General features: G+C 71.9%; 17 protein-coding genes. 9 read left to right on the forward strand and 8 right to left on the reverse strand.

Annotated features, from left to right (window positions below; translation table 11 throughout):
* The first annotated feature begins 141 nt into the window (after positions 1–141).
* The gene (locus tag FDM97_RS07030; RefSeq protein WP_137989392.1) at positions 142–786 is read left to right on the forward strand and encodes a TerB family tellurite resistance protein; all 645 of its coding nucleotides are present in this window, start codon (positions 142–144) and stop codon (positions 784–786) included.
* A gap of 2 nt (positions 787–788) precedes the next feature.
* Here the strand turns inward: FDM97_RS07030 and FDM97_RS07035 are convergent, their stop codons facing one another.
* Complete coding sequence (locus FDM97_RS07035; RefSeq protein WP_137994701.1) at positions 789–2,171, reverse strand: FAD-binding oxidoreductase; 1,383 nt, start codon at positions 2,169–2,171, stop codon at positions 789–791.
* A gap of 93 nt (positions 2,172–2,264) precedes the next feature.
* Positions 2,265–3,998, reverse strand: coding sequence for a helix-turn-helix domain-containing protein (locus FDM97_RS07040; RefSeq protein WP_137989393.1), 1,734 nt, complete (start codon positions 3,996–3,998; stop codon positions 2,265–2,267).
* A gap of 232 nt (positions 3,999–4,230) precedes the next feature.
* Between FDM97_RS07040 and FDM97_RS07045 the strand changes: the two genes are divergently transcribed.
* The 3 genes from FDM97_RS07045 to FDM97_RS07055 are packed head-to-tail and all read left to right on the forward strand — an operon-like array spanning position 4,231 to position 8,142.
* On the forward strand, positions 4,231–6,282 hold the full coding sequence (locus FDM97_RS07045) for an MMPL family transporter (RefSeq protein WP_137989394.1): 2,052 nt from the start codon (positions 4,231–4,233) through the stop codon (positions 6,280–6,282).
* Positions 6,283–6,337: 55 nt separating this feature from the next.
* On the forward strand, positions 6,338–7,489 hold the full coding sequence (locus FDM97_RS07050) for a sensor histidine kinase (RefSeq protein ID WP_137989395.1): 1,152 nt from the start codon (positions 6,338–6,340) through the stop codon (positions 7,487–7,489).
* Complete coding sequence (locus tag FDM97_RS07055; protein WP_137989396.1) at positions 7,486–8,142, forward strand: response regulator; 657 nt, start codon at positions 7,486–7,488, stop codon at positions 8,140–8,142. The genes FDM97_RS07050 and FDM97_RS07055 overlap by 4 nt, the downstream gene beginning before the upstream one ends.
* A gap of 58 nt (positions 8,143–8,200) precedes the next feature.
* On the opposite strand, the gene FDM97_RS07060 is transcribed toward FDM97_RS07055, so the two are convergent.
* From FDM97_RS07060 to FDM97_RS07070, 3 genes are all read right to left on the reverse strand, one after another.
* On the reverse strand, positions 8,201–9,574 hold the full coding sequence (locus FDM97_RS07060) for an FAD-dependent oxidoreductase (protein ID WP_137989397.1): 1,374 nt from the start codon (positions 9,572–9,574) through the stop codon (positions 8,201–8,203).
* 155 nt (positions 9,575–9,729) lie between these two features.
* Positions 9,730–9,999, reverse strand: coding sequence for a DUF397 domain-containing protein (locus tag FDM97_RS07065; protein WP_137989398.1), 270 nt, complete (start codon positions 9,997–9,999; stop codon positions 9,730–9,732).
* Positions 9,981–10,814 (reverse strand): helix-turn-helix domain-containing protein, encoded by an 834-nt coding sequence (locus FDM97_RS07070; RefSeq protein WP_137989399.1) that lies wholly within the window; start codon positions 10,812–10,814, stop codon positions 9,981–9,983. Before FDM97_RS07070 ends, FDM97_RS07065 begins: the two co-directional genes overlap by 19 nt.
* A 132-nt stretch (positions 10,815–10,946) precedes the next feature.
* Here FDM97_RS07070 and FDM97_RS07075 point away from each other — a divergent pair, with 132 nt between their 5' ends.
* From FDM97_RS07075 to FDM97_RS07095, 5 genes are all read left to right on the forward strand, one after another.
* Entirely contained in the window at positions 10,947–11,174 is a 228-nt protein-coding gene (locus tag FDM97_RS07075) for a hypothetical protein (protein WP_137989400.1), read from the forward strand.
* Complete coding sequence (locus FDM97_RS07080; protein WP_137989401.1) at positions 11,171–11,386, forward strand: hypothetical protein; 216 nt, start codon at positions 11,171–11,173, stop codon at positions 11,384–11,386. Before FDM97_RS07075 ends, FDM97_RS07080 begins: the two co-directional genes overlap by 4 nt.
* A gap of 83 nt (positions 11,387–11,469) precedes the next feature.
* Complete coding sequence (recO, locus tag FDM97_RS07085; protein WP_137989402.1) at positions 11,470–12,219, forward strand: DNA repair protein RecO; 750 nt, start codon at positions 11,470–11,472, stop codon at positions 12,217–12,219.
* A gap of 18 nt (positions 12,220–12,237) precedes the next feature.
* Positions 12,238–13,083: an isoprenyl transferase gene (locus FDM97_RS07090; protein ID WP_137994702.1), complete on the forward strand. Its 846-nt coding sequence runs from the start codon at positions 12,238–12,240 to the stop codon at positions 13,081–13,083.
* 79 nt (positions 13,084–13,162) lie between these two features.
* Positions 13,163–13,720, forward strand: a complete 558-nt coding sequence (locus FDM97_RS07095) for a YcxB family protein (protein WP_137989403.1) — start codon at positions 13,163–13,165, stop codon at positions 13,718–13,720.
* Positions 13,721–13,801: 81 nt separating this feature from the next.
* Here the strand turns inward: FDM97_RS07095 and FDM97_RS07100 are convergent, their stop codons facing one another.
* The 3 genes from FDM97_RS07100 to FDM97_RS07110 are packed head-to-tail and all read right to left on the reverse strand — an operon-like array spanning position 13,802 to position 15,923.
* The gene (locus FDM97_RS07100; protein WP_137989404.1) at positions 13,802–14,212 is read right to left on the reverse strand and encodes a Fur family transcriptional regulator; all 411 of its coding nucleotides are present in this window, start codon (positions 14,210–14,212) and stop codon (positions 13,802–13,804) included.
* Between the two features lie 47 nt (positions 14,213–14,259).
* Positions 14,260–15,165: a metal ABC transporter permease gene (locus FDM97_RS07105; protein ID WP_137989405.1), complete on the reverse strand. Its 906-nt coding sequence runs from the start codon at positions 15,163–15,165 to the stop codon at positions 14,260–14,262.
* On the reverse strand, positions 15,162–15,923 hold the full coding sequence (locus FDM97_RS07110) for a metal ABC transporter ATP-binding protein (protein ID WP_137989406.1): 762 nt from the start codon (positions 15,921–15,923) through the stop codon (positions 15,162–15,164). The genes FDM97_RS07105 and FDM97_RS07110 overlap by 4 nt, the downstream gene beginning before the upstream one ends.
* Between the last annotated feature and the right edge of the window lie 14 nt (positions 15,924–15,937).

Below are 15,937 nucleotides of genomic sequence, written 5' to 3' on the forward strand. Positions count from 1 at the left end.
GATCTGCTGACGGGGTGCTGACGTCACATCACAGATGTGGCTAACATCACGCCAACGCCGGCAATGTTGCCGGTTCGTTAAGGGAGGTGCGGCGTGCGGTCTGCCCGAGAGTCACATAGTCGAAAAGTGGGCATCTGCGGCATGCGTACTTCCTGGAACACCGTCGGGGACGGAGAGTTCTTCTGCGAGGAGTGCGGCGGTGACCGCAACTACCGGCGCCGGACGGGCCGTCGGCGGTTCGCCGTCCTGGGCGTGCCGGTGCTGCCCCGCGGCCACGCCGGACCGGTCGTCGAATGCGCCGCCTGCCACACCCACTTCGGCACCGACGTCCTCGACCACCCGACCACGAGCCGCTTCTCCGCGATGCTGCGGGACGCCGTCCACACCGTCGCCCTCGCCGTCCTCGCGGCCGGCGGCACCTCCTCCCGTACGGCGGTGGACACCGCGGTCTCGGCGGTCCGCGCCGCCGGTTTCGACGAGTGCACCGGCCTCCAGCTCACCGACCTGGTCGAGGCGCTCGCGGCCGACACCGGCCGATTCCTGCCGGACGCGGGCAGCGGGGGCGCGGCCCTGGCCATCGAGCTCCACGAGGCCCTGGAGCCGCTCGCCCCGCACCTGGTCGCCGCCGGACGCGAGTCCATCCTGCTCCAGGGAGCCAGGATCGCCCTCGCGGACGGGGCGTACAGCCCGGCGGAACGCGACGTGCTGAACACCGTCGGCAACGCGCTGGCGCTGTGCGCCGACGACACCGCCCGCCTGCTCGCCACGGCCAGGACACTGCTCTAGGGCTACGGCGCGATGTTGTGGTTGAGGCGGAACACGTTGCCGGGGTCATAGCGGCGCTTGACCGCCCGCAAGCGGTCGTAGTTCTGCCGGTAGTTGGCGCGCACCCGGTCCTGGTCGTCGGTGTCCATGAAGTTGATGTAGCCGGCCTCCTGCGTGTGCGGACGCAGATCCCTGTCGTACGCGCGCGTCCAGGCGATGTTCGCCTCGTTGTCGGCGGGATCGGTGTGACTCGTACCGAACGCGGCCGAGAAGGCGGCGTCGCGGTAGGCGAACGCGGTCTCCTCCGGGCCGACCCGGTGGCACGCGCCGTCGATCGGGAAGATGGCCGTGTCGCTCTCCATCGAGGGCATCGTCTCGCCGTACCGCATGTGTACGTCGATCGCGCCGTCGCTGAGATCGCGGCTGAAGTTCCCCTTCCAGTAGTGGTAGAGCCCCGGCGGCAGCTGCTCGTCGAAGAGCGTGTTGATCACCGGGTACGGCATCCGCTCCACGAACCTGCCGACGACCGGGCCCAGCTCGTCGAGCAGGCCCAGGACCTTCTCGTCCTCGGTGGCGGGGCCGCTGAAGCAGGTCAGCAGGCCGCAGATCGGGCGTCCGTGCCAGCGCTCCGGCAGGAACGGCATCTCCGGTCCGAGGGCGACGACGAAGATCGTGTTGAGCTCCTCGGGGGCGTCGGCGTTCATGTCGCGCCAGCGCCGGGCCACGTCCCCGTCGAGGGGGTAGAAGACCGCCCCGCCCAGGATGTCCGACAGCGGGTGGACGCGGTAGACGAGCGAGGTGACGACACCGAAGTTGCCACCGCCGCCGCGCAGCGCCCAGAAGAGGTCGGGGTGCCGCTCGGCGTCACAGGTGACGAGGGTGCCCTCGGCCGTCACGACATCGGCCTGGACGAGGTTGTCGCAGCTCAGGCCGTAGCGGCGGGCCAGGTTGCCCATCCCGCCGCCGAGGGTGAGACCGGCGATGCCGGTGGTGGAGACGACCCCGCCGGTGGTGGCCAGGCCGAAGGCGTGCGTGGCGTGGTTGAAGTCGCCCCAGGTGCAGCCGCCCTCGGCACGGGCGGTACGGGTCACGGGGTCCACGCGCACCGAGCGCATCCGGGACAGGTCGACGACGAGACCGTCGTCGACGGTGCCGTACCCGGCGACGGCGTGGCTGCCGCCGCGGACCGCGAGCGGCAGCCCGTTCTCCCGGGCGAACAGGACGCCGGCGATCACGTCGCCCGCGTCCACGGCGCGGACCACGACGGCCGGGCGGCGGTCGTGGAGGGCGTTGTAGACACGGCGGGCCTCGTCGTAGGCGGGGTCGCCGGGGACGACGACGTCGCCGCGGGCGGCGCCGCGCAGGCCGTCGAGGGGCAGGGTGTCGAGTGAGGGATCAGCGGTCATGGTGTTCATGAATCCGTTCTAGGCCGCGGGGCCCGGCCCGGACATCGCCCGAACCACCCACGTCGGCGGGCAGCCGGGCATGGGCGAAACGGCCTATGCCCGCGCGGTCGGCGCGGGCCGGGCCAGACCGTGGGCGTAGGCGTAGGCCGTGGCGGCGGTACGGGAGGTCACGTCGAGCTTGGCGAAGATGTTGTTCAGGTGCCGGGCGACCGTGTGCTCGCTGATCACCAGGGCCTGGGCGATGTCCCTGTTCGTGCCGCCCTCCGCCACGAGCCGCAGGACCTCGGCCTCCCGGCCGGTCAGGCCACCGGGCAGAGCGCGGTGCCTCCCCGCCAGCAGGGCCGCCGCGCGGCGCGCGTCGGGAACCGCCCCGAGCCGCTCGAACGTCGCCCGGGCCGCCGCGAGCTCCAGCCGGGCGGCCTCCTCGTCGCCCGCCGCCCGGTCGGCGGCCGCCAGCAGCACCCGTACCTGCGCGGCCTCGTACGGGATCCGCAGCGCGAGCCAGCCGGCCAGTGCGCGGCGCAGCGGGCGCGGGGCGGCCGGCTCGTGGCGCGCGAGCGCGAGGGCGCCACGGGCGGTGTCGGCCATGGCGCGCAGGAACGCCGTGTCGTCGGCGAGCGCCTCCAGCTCCGCGACCGCTTCGGCGGCGCCGTCCAGGTCGCCGACCGCCAGCGCCACCTCCGTCTGCGCGGCGAGCAGCCGGGCCCGGCCGAGCAGGTCGTGGTCCGGGTCGCTGCGACAGGCCAGGGCCAGCTTCAGACCGGTCACGGCGGCGTCCGCCTTGCCCTGGGCCAGCCGGAGGAGGGCCAGACCCGGCTGGGGGACGCGGCCGAGCTCATGGGCGTGCGCGTACGAGACGGCGGCGGCGTCGAGGCGTCCCTGACGGCGCCGGATCTCGCCGGCCGCGTACTGCGCCTCGGCCGCGACGTCCAGGCTGTCCACCAGCACCTCCTCGCACACCCGCCCGGCCTCGGCCTCCGCCAGAGCCCAGGACCCGAGGAGATCGAGCACCTCGACATGGTGGATCCGGCACAGGCCCCGGAACGGGTTGTCGGTGAGGGGGACGGGGGCGCCGGGCCGGTCGGTGCCCCTCGGCGCCGAGGTGGCGGCCGGCCAGGGGGCCTCGCACCAGGACATCGCCGCGTCCGTCCACTCCACCGCGCGACCGAAGTCCGCCGCCTCCATGCACTGGGACAGCGCAAGGCAGAAGAGCCAGCCGGTGAACATGCCGCTCAGCTCGCCCGCCACGACCGCGCACATCGCGTCGTCGAGGAGGGCCAGGCCCTCCGCCCTGCGGCCGTCCGCGAGCAGGACCGCCGCGTGGACCTGGCGGCTCAGGGCGATCAGGTCCGGGTTGCCGGAGTCGTGGGCGATGCGCTCCATGCGCTGGGCGGCGGCGAGCGCCGCGCCCGGGTCGTGGTGCGCCTGCGCCTCCTCCGCGTCCGTCCAGGCGAGAAAACACTGCTCGGGGCAGTCCGGTTCGCCTTCCAGGTGGTGTCGGGACCGGTGCAGCCAGCCCGCGGCGGCCGCGGGCCGCCCCAGACAGCGGTACTCGAACGCCAGCCACCACGCCACGTACCCCGCACCGCGATGGTCACCCGCGGCCACGTACGCCGCATGGGCCCGCAGCCGGGCGGCGACCGACTCGTCCACATGGCCCGTCCACCACGCGGCGTCCGCGAGGAGGTCCAGATCGCCGGGGCCCAGCGCGTCGGAGGGATGCCGGTCGGCCTCGGCCAGCAGCGCGTACGCCTCGGCCCACGACTCCCGGGCCGCCGCGTCCCGCGCCCGCGCGACGGCGGGGGCGTGCTCGACGGGGACGGCCATGGCCGCTCACTTCCCTTCCCGCCCCTCCGGGTCCTTCCAGAATATGAGCCCGGCCGCCACCCGGCCCGGCGGGCGGCCGCCCGTACGCGTACCGCCGTACTCCCGCGGGAGTAGCCGCCACCCCCGCGCCGCCCCCGGCAGTAGCGCCGAACTCGGCCGTCAGCGCGACGAATCCACCTCTGAGCGGCGGGAATCTGGGATCGACCCGAAGGACCGATGGAGGGAGCCCGCGATGGAGGGCCGCAGAAGGATCGTCGGCTGGGGGGTGCTGGCCCTGTGGGTGATCGTGATCGCCCTCGCCGCACCCCTCGCCGGGAAGCTCGGCGACGTGCAGCGCGACCGCGCCGTCGACTACCTGCCCGCGAGCGCCGACTCGACCCAGGTCGCGAAGATCACCGAGCAGCTGCCCGGCGGAGACTCCACCGACCTCGTCCTCGTCTACCACCGCGACGGCGGACTGACCCCCGCCGACAAGGCCACCGCAGCCCGGGAGGTGGCGCAGGTCGCCGCCGAGCACCCGCTCACCTCGACCCCGCGACCCGTCCCCTCCCAGGACGGCACCACGCTCCTGTACGCGGTGTCCAGCACCGAGCCCGGCACGGACGAAGAGGCCAGGGACGCACTGGTCAAGGACATCCGCGCGACCGTCACCGGCGAGGTCGGCGGGCCCGGCGCCCTCGCCACCGACGCCGGCGAGGTCTACGAATCCCTCGACGGCCCGCTCCTCTACACGACGGTCGCCGTCGTCGCCGCCCTGCTGATCGTCATCTACCGCAGCCCCTTCCTCTGGCTCGTCCCCCTGGTCGCCGCCGGAGTCGCCGACTACCTCTCCATGGCCGTCACCTACGCCCTCCACCAGGGCTTCGACATCAGCGTCTCCGGCCAGAGCACGGGCGTCATGACGATCCTCGTCTTCGGCGCGGGCACCGACTACGCCCTTCTCCTCGTCTCCCGCTACCGCGAGGAGCTGCGCCGCACCCCGCGCCCGTACGACGCCATGGTCACCGCCCTGCGCGGCTGCGGCCCCGCCGTCCTCGCCTCCTCCGGCACCGTCGCCCTGGGCATGCTCTGCCTGCTCGCCGCCGACATGAACAGCAGCCGGGGGATGGGCCCCACGGCCGCCGTCGGGGTCCTGTGCGCGCTCGTCGCGATGACGACGCTGCTCCCGGCGCTCCTGGTCGTTCTCGGCCGGCGCGTCTTCTGGCCGCTGATCCCGGCGTACGGAAGCGAGCCGAAGGCCGCGCGCCGCTCCTTCTTCGCGGCGATGGGCTCCTCGGCCGGCCGACGCCCGCTCGCCGTCCTCCTCACCGGCGCCGTCGCCCTCGCGGCCCTCGCGCTCGGCGCCCTGAACCTGCCGGGGGCCCTCAAGCAGCAGGACTCCTTCACCTCCACCCCGGAGGCGGTCGCCGCGATGAAGACGCTGGCAGCCGCCTACCCCGAGCAGGGCACCCAGCCCATCAGCGTCGTCGCCCCGACCGCCGGGGCGCCCCGGGCGCTGCGGACCGCCCTCGCCACCGAGGGCGTCGCGAACGCCGAACGCGGCCGCAGCGGCAACGGCTGGACGGAGATCTCCGTCATCGCCGCGCACCCGCCGCAGTCCGCCGCCGAGACCGCGACCATCAGAGAGCTGCGGGACGCGCTCGGCGACGGCGTGTACGTCGGCGGGCCCAGCGCCGAACAGCTCGATCTGACCGACACCAACGCCCGCGACCGGAACATCCTCGTCCCGCTCGTCCTGGGCGTCGTCCTGCTCATCCTGATCGTGCTGCTGCGCAGCCTCGTCGCGCCGCTGATCCTGCTCGCCGCCGTGGTCGCCGTCTGGGGCGCGGCCCTCGGTATCGGCGGACTCGTCTTCCAGTCCCTCTTCGGCTTCGAGGGCACCGACCCGGGCCTGGCCCTGCTCTCCTTCGTCTTCCTCGTCGCCCTGGGCGTCGACTACGGCATCTTCCTGATGCACCGGATGCGCGAGGAGTGCCTGAACGGTACGGAGCCGGGGGCGGCCGCCCTGACCGCCCTGCGCACGACCGGCGGGGTGATCGCCTCGGCCGGGCTCGTTCTCGCCGCGACCTTCGCGGTCCTCGTCAACATGCCGATGGTGCAGCTGGCCGAGCTCGGTTTCGTGATCGCGGTCGGCGTCCTGCTCGACACGTTCCTGGTCCGCACCTACCTCGTCACCAGCGCGAGCGTGCTGCTCGGCCGGAAGGTGTGGTGGCCGGGACCGCTGGCCAGGGCGCCGGAGCCGGCCGTCGGTCAGGGTCCGGAGCGGACTCCCGTACGGGTGTGATCAGGGGCGGGCGGGGGTCCTCCCGGACTGTCAACGGCCCCCGCCCGCAGGGAGGATGGACCCCGTGGACTTCGCAGCAGCTCTGACCCGAGACCCGCAGGCCGCCCCGTACCCGGTGCGGTGCGACGCGACGGCCGCCGCCGTGTTCGCGGTCGTCGCGGCCGTGCTCGCGCTGACCATCGACGACGGCCGCCGGCCTGACGCCCTCGGCTGGGCGCTGCTCCTCGCCGCGCACGTCCCGCTGGCCTGGCGGCGCAAGGCGCCGATGCCGGTGCTGATCGCCGTGGTGGCCTGCGTCGCCCCGTACCACGCGCTCGACTACATGCACCTGGCGCCGATACCGGCCTCGATGACCGCGCTGTACACGGTCGCGTCCACCGGCCGTGCGAAGCGGACGGTGATCGTGGGTCTCGCGGTCACCTCCGTCACGCTCACCGTCCAGCTCTTCGTCAACCCGCACCAGTTGGTGGAGCTGCTGAAGAACTCCGGCTGGGTGATCGCGATGCTGATCTTCGGCGCGAGCATCCGGCTCTACCGGCAGCTGGTGGCGGGCGTGGTGGAGCGGGCGGAGCGCGAGGCGGAGCGGAAGGTCGCCGAGGAGCGGCTGCGCATAGCCAGGGACCTGCACGACCTCCTCGCGCACTCGATCACCCTCATCGGCGTGCAGACCTCGGTCGCCGCGCATGTCCTGGTCGCCGACCCCGACCGGCTCGACCGGGAGGCGCTCGTCCGGGCGCTCGACGGGATATCCGAGACCTGCCGGGACGCCCGTGCCGAGGTACGCACGACGCTGGACGTCCTGCGGGCCGCCCCGGAGGGCCCGCTGCCGGATCTGGCCTCGCTGCCCGATCTCGTACGGTCCTCGGGCGCGGACCTGACGGTACGGACGGGGGACGCGAAGGTCCCGGCGGCGGTGGGCGCGGCGGCGTACCGGATCGTGCAGGAGTCCCTGACCAACGCGGTACGGCACGGGGGGCGGGACGCGGCCGTACGGGTCGATGTCGGCCTGGCGGACGAGGTGTTGACCGTACGGGTCACGGACGACGGCACGGCGCCCGGCGGTACGGGCGGCTCCGGGTACGGGATCCTCGGGATGCGGGAGCGGGCCAGGAGCGTGGGCGGCACACTGAGCGCGGGCCCGCGCGCCGGCGGGGGCTTCGAGGTCACGGCGGCCCTGCCGCTCTCGGTGAGGGAGGTGGCGGCGTGATCCGGGTTCTGCTCGCGGACGATCAGACGCTCGTCCGGGCGTCGTTCGCGATGCTCGTCGACTCGGCGCCCGACATGGAGGTCGTGGGGCAGGCCGCCAACGGCAAGGAGGCGGTGGAGCTGGCCCGTTCGGCGCGGGCGGACCTGGTGGTCATGGACGTACGGATGCCCGAGCTCGACGGGATCGGGGCGACCCGGCTGATCGCCGCGGACGAGGACCTGGCCGGGGTGAAGGTGCTGGTCCTGACGACGTACGACACGGACGAGCACATCGTGGAGGCGCTGCGGGCGGGCGCGTCGGGGTTCGTGGTCAAGGACATTCGTCCCGCCGAACTCCTCGGCGCGATACGGACGGTGGCGGCGGGGGAGTCCCTGCTCTCGCCGGGGCCGACGGCCCGGCTGATAGCCCGGGCCCTCGCGACCCCGGACGCGCCGCGGGCGGGAGGGCCGGAAGGTCTGTCGGACCGTGAACGGCAGGTTCTCGGCCTGGTGGCCCGGGGCCTGAACAACACGGAGATCGCAGATGCGCTGGGGCTGAGCCCGCTCACCGCGAAGACCCATGTCAGCCGGATCATGGGCAAGCTGGGGGCGCGGGACCGCGCCCAACTCGTCATCGTCGCCTACGAGTCGGGCCTGGTGTCGCCGGGCCGCTGAGACGGGCCGGGCCCCGCCGGCACGTGGCCGGCGGGGCCCGGGAGACCAGGTGGGCTCGTCAGCCCAGGTCGACGCCGCTGGCGCGCAGCATCTCGTCGCGCTCGACGATCTTGACGCGCTCACGGCCCTGCGGCTCGCCCAGCGCCTTCTCGGCGGCGTCGAGGGCGTACCAGCCCTCCCACGTCGTGTACGTCTGGCCCTTGCCCTCCAGGAAGGAGACGATGGCGTCCTCCTCCGGCGTCTCGGGCGTGAGCAGGCGGCCGTTGGCGAAGTCGTCGAGCAGGTTCGCGACCGTCTCGTTGGCGTCGCCCTTGGTGTGGCCGATCAGGCCGACGGGGCCGCGCCGGATCCAGCCGGTGACGTACGTGGACGCCAGGTGCTCGCCGCTCTCCTGGATCACGCGGCCGCCCTCGTCGGGAACGGTGCCGGAGGCGGTGTCCCAGGGCAGCTTGGGCAGCTCGTCGGAGAGGTAGCCGACGGCCCGGTAGACGGCCTGGACGTCCCAGTCGGTGGTCTGGCCGGTGGAGGTCACATTGCCGGTGCCGTCGAGCTCGGTGCGCTCGGTGCGCAGGCCGACGACCCTGCCGTCCTCGCCGAGGATCTCGACGGGGGACTCGAAGAAGTGCAGGAACAGCTTGTGCGGGCGGTCGCCGACGTCGCGGATCGCCCAGTTCTCCAGGGTCTTGGCGACCATGTCGGTCTGCTTGTTCTTGCGCCGCTCGGCGATCGAGCCGTCGTCGTAGTCGATGTCCTCGGGGTTGACGATGACCTCGATGGTGGGGGAGTGGTCCAGCTCGCGCAGCTCCATGGGGCTGAACTTCGCCTGCGCCGGGCCACGGCGGCCGAAGACGTGGATCTCCACGGCCTTGTTGGCCTTGAGGCCGTCGTAGACGTTCGGCGGGATCTCCGTCGGCAGCAGCTCGTCCGCCGTCTTGGCGAGGATGCGCGCGATGTCGAGGGCCACGTTGCCGACACCGAGCACGGCGACCTTCTCGGCCTCCAGCTCCCAGGTGCGCGGAACGTCCGGGTGCCCGTCGTACCAGGAGGCGAAGTCGGCGGCGCCGAAGGAGCCGTCCAGCTCGACGCCGGGGATGCGAAGCTCGCGGTCGGCCATGGCGCCGGTGGAGAAGACGACGGCGTCGTAGAACGCGCGCAGGTCGTCCAGGTGGATGTCGGCGCCGTACTCGACGTTGCCGAAGAGGCGGACCTGCGGCTTGTCGAGCACCTGGTGGAGGGCGGTGATGATGCCCTTGATCCGGGGGTGGTCGGGGGCGACGCCGTAGCGGATGAGCCCGAAGGGAGCCGGCATCCGCTCGAAGATGTCGATCGACACGCCCGGCTCGGCGGCGGCCTCGGACTTCAGCAGCGCGTCAGCGGCGTAGATCCCGGCGGGGCCGGCGCCGACGATCGCGACCCGGAGAGGGCGGGGCATGTCTGGGTTCCCTTCGCAAGCGACGTGACGGCGAGAGCTGCCGTCGCTTAGGTCACCCTAAATACCTGCTTTCGCGGGCCGGTACCCGCCCCCCACCTATGACCCCATAAGGCGAACTTATGAGTTCCATAGGTGATGCTTGGAGCGTCAGCTTGTCAGCTCGTCAGCCCGGTGACGAAGGCGGCCCAGGCGGCGGCGGGGACGATCAAGGCGGGGCCGGTGGGGTTCTTGCTGTCGCGGACCGGGACGACGCCGGGGACGTCGTCGAGGACCTCGACGCAGTCGCCGCCTTCGCCGTTGCTGTAGGTGCTCTTGCGCCAGGCGGCGCCGGTGAAGTCGTACGAGACTTCGACGCAGTCGCCGCCCTGGCTGTTGCTGTACGAGCTCTTGAACCAGCGGGCGTTGCTCAGGTCGTACTCGCGCATCGTCTGTAGTCCTCAGCCGCCGATTCGATCAGGGCCAGGGACGCCTCCGGCGACATAGCGGCGGCCCTGAGCAGATCGTAGGCGCGCTGTGCGTGCTTCACCACTGCCGGATCGTCCAGCAGCGTTCCGGAAAACTCCGTCTCTGTATAGGCGGTTGGAGGTGCGTCCTCGAACTCCATGAGCTTCAGTGTGCCGGTCATGTAGGCGTGCGCTCCGGCAGCTCTCGGGAGTACCAGTGCCAGCAGCGCTCGGTCGCGTACGAGCGCGGCGAGATGCTCCAGCTGTGCCGCCATCACCGCCGGGCCGCCCATCGGGGTGAGGAGTACGTTCTCGTGCACGATGACCCAATACTCGGGCCTTGTAGCGTCCTTGAGGATGTGTGCACGGGCCCGCCGTGCTGTGACCATCTCGTCTACGTACGCGTCGGTGACGAACGGGTTGCCGCCGAGCGCGACGGCTCGCCCGTACTCCGCCGTCTGCAACAGCCCCGCCATCACAGTCGGCGCGAACTCGCAGATCTTCGTCGCCAGCGACTCCAGCTCCACCACCGGCTCGAAATAACTCGCGTACGGCGACGCGTTGATGAGCCGCCTACACGTCCGTTCGAAAAAACCACCGGTTTGTAGGACGTCGTCGATTCGCTGCGCCACATCCAGCTGCGGCTTCCGAATTCCCTGTTCGAACTGGCCGATGTATCCGCCGGAAACGAACACCCGCTCGCCCAGCTCCCCCTGCGTTATCCCCTTCGCCTCCCGCTGCGCCTTCAGCTCCTGGCCGAAGAACCGCCACGTGTCCAGTCGTCGTGCTCTGGCCATGGGTTAACTCCTATGGACTGCCCTGCAGTTGTAGGACCTGCGCATCTGCCGATTCTACGGATCCGGCCCCACCCTGGGTGCAGTAAGCGGGAAATGGATTCGGAAAGGGATGCGTTGGTGAAGGAACACGGCATGCGGTCGACAACAGGGTCCATCGAAGAAGTGAGCGAGGCGGTGACGGAATTGCGTGAGGCACTCGTACGGGCGGGAATCGTTCTGCCCTCCCTCGGTCTCGACGTCGTCACCCTCGCCGCCGGCGACCCGTGCCGTCCGCTCATCGAATTGGGACGCTGCACGGTGGAAACGGCCCGGCTCCTGGCCGCCGCCGTACTGCCGGGGGAAGAAGGGGGCCGGTCATGAAACTGCCCATCGGGGCATACGTCGTCGAGATCCGCACCGGACGGGTCGGGACGGTCATGGGTCACGAGGGTCCCTATGTACAGCTGCGGCCGCTCGGCGGCGGGCGGGAGTGGGACGTGGAGCCGGAGGAGGTCCGCGAGGCCACGTCGGCGGAGCGCCTCCGCGCCGCCACGGCCCACGCGAACGCGCGCAGCAGGGGCGAGGTGCCTTGACGGCCACCACTCAGACCGGCGGACGAACGGGTTTCGAGGCGGCCCGCCCCGGGGCGTCCTCTCCGTACGGGACAATGGGCCGCATGAGTCTGTTCCGCGACGACGGCATCGTGCTGCGCACCCAGAAGCTGGGTGAAGCGGACCGCATCATCACGCTCCTCACACGCGGTCACGGTCGCGTACGCGCCGTAGCCCGGGGTGTGCGGCGTACGAAGTCGAAGTTCGGGGCCAGGCTCGAACCCTTCTCCCATGTCGACGTGCAGTTCTTCGCGCGCGGCAGCGATCTCGTCGGGCGCGGGCTGCCGCTCTGTACCCAGAGCGAGACCATCGCCGCGTACGGGAGCGGGATCGTCACCGACTACGCCCGCTACACCACCGGGACGGCGATGCTGGAGACGGCGGAGCGGTTCACGGACAACGAGGGCGAGCCGGCGGTGCAGCAGTACCTGCTGCTCGTCGGTGGCCTGCGCACCCTCGCCCGGGGTGAGCACGCGCCGCACCTCATCCTCGACGCGTTCCTGTTGCGCTCGCTCGCCGTCAACGGCTACGCGCCCAGCTTCGACGACTGCGCGAAGTGCGGCCTCCACGGACCGAACCGCTTCTTCTCGGTCGCGGCGGGCGGAGTCATATGCGGCGACTGCCGGGTGCCGGGCAGCGTCGTACCCTCTCCGGAGGCCATCGGCCTGCTCAGCGCGCTGCTGACCGGCGACTGGGCGACTGCGGACGCGTGCGAGCCGCGTCACGTCAGGGAGGGCAGCGGGCTGGTGTCCGCCTATCTGCACTGGCACCTGGAGCGCGGCCTGCGCTCGCTGCGGTACGTAGAGAAGAGCTAGGAGACCCATCGCATGGCCATCGCACGACGCGGAATCCTCGGACGGAACCGCCGGGAGTACAAGACCCCCGAGCCGCACCCGTCCGGCGCCCTGCCGCCGAAGCTCCCCGGCGAGCTGGTGCCGAACCACGTCGCCTGCGTGATGGACGGCAACGGCCGCTGGGCCCAGGAGCGCGGGCTGCCGCGCACCGAGGGGCACAAGGTCGGCGAGGGTGTCGTCCTCGACGTGCTGAAGGGCTGTCTGGAGCTCGGGGTCAAGAACCTCTCCCTCTACGCCTTCTCCACGGAGAACTGGAAGCGGTCGCCCGAAGAGGTCCGCTTCCTGATGAACTTCAACCGGGACGTGATCCGGCGCCGGCGCGACGAGATGGACGAGCTGGGCATCCGTATCCGCTGGGTCGGCCGCATGCCGAAGATGTGGAAGTCGGTCGTCCAGGAGCTCCAGGTCGCCCAGGAGCAGACCGTCGACAACGACGCGATGACGCTCTACTTCTGCGTGAACTACGGCGGCCGCGCGGAGGTCGCGGACGCGGCGAAGAAGATCGCGGAGGACGTGGCGGCGGGGAGGCTCGACCCGTCGAAGGTCAACGAGAAGACCTTCCAGAAGTACCTGTACTACCCGGATATGCCGGACGTCGACCTCTTCCTGCGGCCGAGCGGCGAGCAGCGCACCTCCAACTACCTGATCTGGCAGAGCAGCTACGCGGAGATGGTGTTCCAGGACGTGCTGTGGCCGGACTTCGACCGCCGCGACCTGTGGCGGGCGTGCGTGGAGTACGCCTCCCGCGACCGCCGCTTCGGCGCGATCCCGGCGGCGGACCGCGCGGCGATGACGACGGTCCCGCCGCAGGGCCCGGCCGTCTGACCCTCCAGGGCCCTCCCGGGACCACCGTTCCGCCCGGCCGCTACGATCACGGCTCTTGCCGCCGAGGCCGGGAGGGGCCGTGACCGCAGAGCAGTCCGCAGAGCAGTCCGCGACGACGCGGGAGACCGTGGAGCTGACCTATCTGCCCGTCGTCTCCGACGCGACGGAGGCGCTCCGCGCCCGGATGCGCGCCACGCCGGCGGGGCGGCTGCAGAACGCCGTCCTGATCGGCGCCGGGGGCCTGATGTCCCTGGCCCTCGTCCTGACCCTCACCGGGCCGAAGGGGCCGAGCCTGGGCGGCGCCGGGATCTGCCTGCTCGGCCTGGTGCTGATCGCCTGCATGTACGCGATGATTCCCAGCCTCCAGGGGCGGCAGGTGCACCGGATGTTCGCCCCGCAGGGGGAGTTCCGGGGCTTCGTCGACGGGTCGGGCGTTCGTGTGGTGTCGAGGGAGAGCGACACGACGTACCGGTGGACGATGCTCACCCGGTACGCCGAGACACGTGACCTGTTCGTCCTGCTGACCCCCGACAAGTACGGCATCGGCCTGGCCGTCCTGCCCAAGCGCGGGGTGGCGCACCCGGCGGAGGTCGACCGGCTGCGGGCCGTGCTCGACCGGTACAGCACGCGGGTCTGACCCATACACGACCGCCGTATGCGAAAGGGCCCGCACCGGATCGCTCCGGTGCGGGCCCTCACGTATGTCTGTCAGGTCAGGTCACTTCTGCGCGCAGTCCGCGCACGTCCCGAAGATCTCGACCGTGTGCGCCACGTTCACGTACCCGTGCTGGGACGCGATCGTCTCGGCCCACTGCTCCACCGCCGGGCCCTCCACCTCGACCGCCTTGCCGCAGACGCGGCAGACGAGGTGGTGGTGGTGTTCGCCCGTCGAGCAGCGGCGGTAGACCGTCTCGCCGTCGCTGGTGCGCAGCGCGTCCACCTCGCCCGCGTCCGCGAGGGACTGGAGCGTGCGGTAGACGGTGGTGAGGCCGACGGAGTCGCCGCGGTGCTTGAGCATGTCGTGCAGCTCCTGGGCGCTGCGGAACTCGTCCACCTCGTTCAGCGCCGCCGACACAGCGGCCCGCTGTTTGGTCGAGCGGCCGCGTACGGGGGGTCCTGCCGTCGCCACAGGGGCCTCCTTGAGTATCCGATTGCCCCCGCCATTCTGCCAGGCCGCTAGAGCGTGGCATCGTCCGTGGGTCGACGCGTGACCGGAACGGCCATGTCGCACTCCGCCGCGGACGAGGCCGCGGCCTCCGCCGCCCGGGCACGTCGCCGCGCCAGGGGCGTCGCGAGGAGCGTCGTGAGGAGGAAGACGGCGATCGCGAGCAGCACGATGAGCGAGCCGGGCGGAAGGTCCTGGTAGTACGTGGTGACGGTGCCGGTCAGGGTGACGCCGGTGCCGATGAGGACCGCGAGGACGAACGTCGTACGGAAGGACCGGGACAGCTGCTGCGCCGCCGCGACCGGGACCACCATCAGCGCGCTGACCAGCAGCAGGCCGACGACACGCATCGCGACCGTGACGGTCACGGCGGCCGTGACCGCGATGAGCAGGTTCAGGGCCCGCACCGGGAGACCGGTGACGCGGGCGAACTCCTCGTCCTGGCTCACGGCGAAGAGCTGGCGCCGCAGACCGATCGTGACCAGGGCCACGAAGGCGGCCAGGACGCTGATCGCCGTGACGTCCTCGGGGGAGACGGTGGACAGGGATCCGAAGAGGTACGACAGCAGGTTGGCGTTGGAGCCGCCGCCGACCTGGATCAGCATCACACCGCCCGCCATGCCTCCGTAGAAGAGCAGCGCGAGCGCGAGGTCGCCGCGGGTGCGTCCGTACGTCCGGATCAGCTCCATCAGGACGGCGCCGGCGACGGCGACCAGGGTGGCCATCCACACCGGGCTGCTGTTCAGGAGGAAGCCGAGGCCGACACCGGTCATCGCGACATGGCCGATGCCGTCGCCCATCAGGGCCTGGCGGCGCTGGACGAGGAAGATGCCGACGGCGGGTGCGGTGATGCCGACGAGGACGGCCGCGAGGAGCGCCCGCCGCATGAAGTCGGGTTCGAGGAATTCCATGATCAGGTCAGCAGTCCCGTGCGGAGCGGCTCGCCGGCCGCATGCGGATGTACGTGGTCGTGGCCGGGCAGGGCATGCTGGCCGACGGCCTGCGGCGGCGGGCCGTCGTGGACGACGCAGCCGTCGCGGAGCACCACGGCCCGGTCGATCAGCGGCTCCAGGGGGCCCAGCTCGTGCAGCACGAGCAGCACGCTGGTGCCGCCGGCGACCTGCTCGCGCAGGGTCGCGGCGAGGATCTCCTGGCTGGCGAGGTCGACGCCGGCCATCGGCTCGTCCATGATCAGCAGCTCGGGCTCGGAGGCCAGCGCGCGGGCGATCAGGACGCGCTGGTGCTGGCCGCCCGAGAGGGCGCTCACGGAGTCCTTGGCCCGGTCGGCGAGGCCGACGAGCTCGATGGCGCGCTCGACGGCGGCCCGGTCGTCCTTCGTCAGCCAGCCGAACTTCCGGCGGGAGAGCCGGCCGGAGGAGACGACCTCGCGGATCGTGGCGGGGACGCCGCTGGCGGCGGTGGTGCGCTGCGGCACGTAGCCGACACGGGCCCAGTCGCGGAATCGCTTCTGCTCGGTGCCGAAGAGCGAGATGGTGCCACCGGTCAGCGGCACCTGGCCGATGACGGAGCGGACGGCGGTCGACTTGCCGGAGCCGTTGGCGCCGAGCAGCGCGACGACCTCACCGCGGTTCACGGTGAGGTCGATGCCGCGCAGGACGGTGCGCGAGCCGAGCGCCGCAGTGGCTCCGCGGACGGATATGACGGGCGACGTCACGGGTGCCTCCTGCT

It is taken from the genome of Streptomyces vilmorinianum (assembly GCF_005517195.1).
In the GTDB taxonomy this organism is placed as follows: domain Bacteria; phylum Actinomycetota; class Actinomycetes; order Streptomycetales; family Streptomycetaceae; genus Streptomyces; species Streptomyces vilmorinianum.

Excerpts from the sequence above, each read along its gene's own strand:
- FDM97_RS07030 (WP_137989392.1), top strand. The coding sequence starts at position 142 with ATGCGTACTTCCTGGAACACCGTCGGGGACGGAGAGTTCTTCTGCGAG.
- FDM97_RS07075 (WP_137989400.1), top strand. The coding sequence starts at position 10,947 with ATGCGGTCGACAACAGGGTCCATCGAAGAAGTGAGCGAGGCGGTGACG.
- recO (WP_137989402.1), top strand. The coding sequence starts at position 11,470 with ATGAGTCTGTTCCGCGACGACGGCATCGTGCTGCGCACCCAGAAGCTG.
- FDM97_RS07065 (WP_137989398.1), bottom strand. The coding sequence starts at position 9,999 with ATGCGCGAGTACGACCTGAGCAACGCCCGCTGGTTCAAGAGCTCGTAC.
- FDM97_RS07080 (WP_137989401.1), top strand. The coding sequence starts at position 11,171 with ATGAAACTGCCCATCGGGGCATACGTCGTCGAGATCCGCACCGGACGG.
- FDM97_RS07040 (WP_137989393.1), bottom strand. The coding sequence starts at position 3,998 with ATGGCCGTCCCCGTCGAGCACGCCCCCGCCGTCGCGCGGGCGCGGGAC.
- FDM97_RS07070 (WP_137989399.1), bottom strand. The coding sequence starts at position 10,814 with ATGGCCAGAGCACGACGACTGGACACGTGGCGGTTCTTCGGCCAGGAG.
- FDM97_RS07035 (WP_137994701.1), bottom strand. The coding sequence starts at position 2,171 with ATGACCGCTGATCCCTCACTCGACACCCTGCCCCTCGACGGCCTGCGC.
- FDM97_RS07050 (WP_137989395.1), top strand. The coding sequence starts at position 6,338 with ATGGACCCCGTGGACTTCGCAGCAGCTCTGACCCGAGACCCGCAGGCC.
- FDM97_RS07045 (WP_137989394.1), top strand. The coding sequence starts at position 4,231 with ATGGAGGGCCGCAGAAGGATCGTCGGCTGGGGGGTGCTGGCCCTGTGG.
- FDM97_RS07060 (WP_137989397.1), bottom strand. The coding sequence starts at position 9,574 with ATGCCCCGCCCTCTCCGGGTCGCGATCGTCGGCGCCGGCCCCGCCGGG.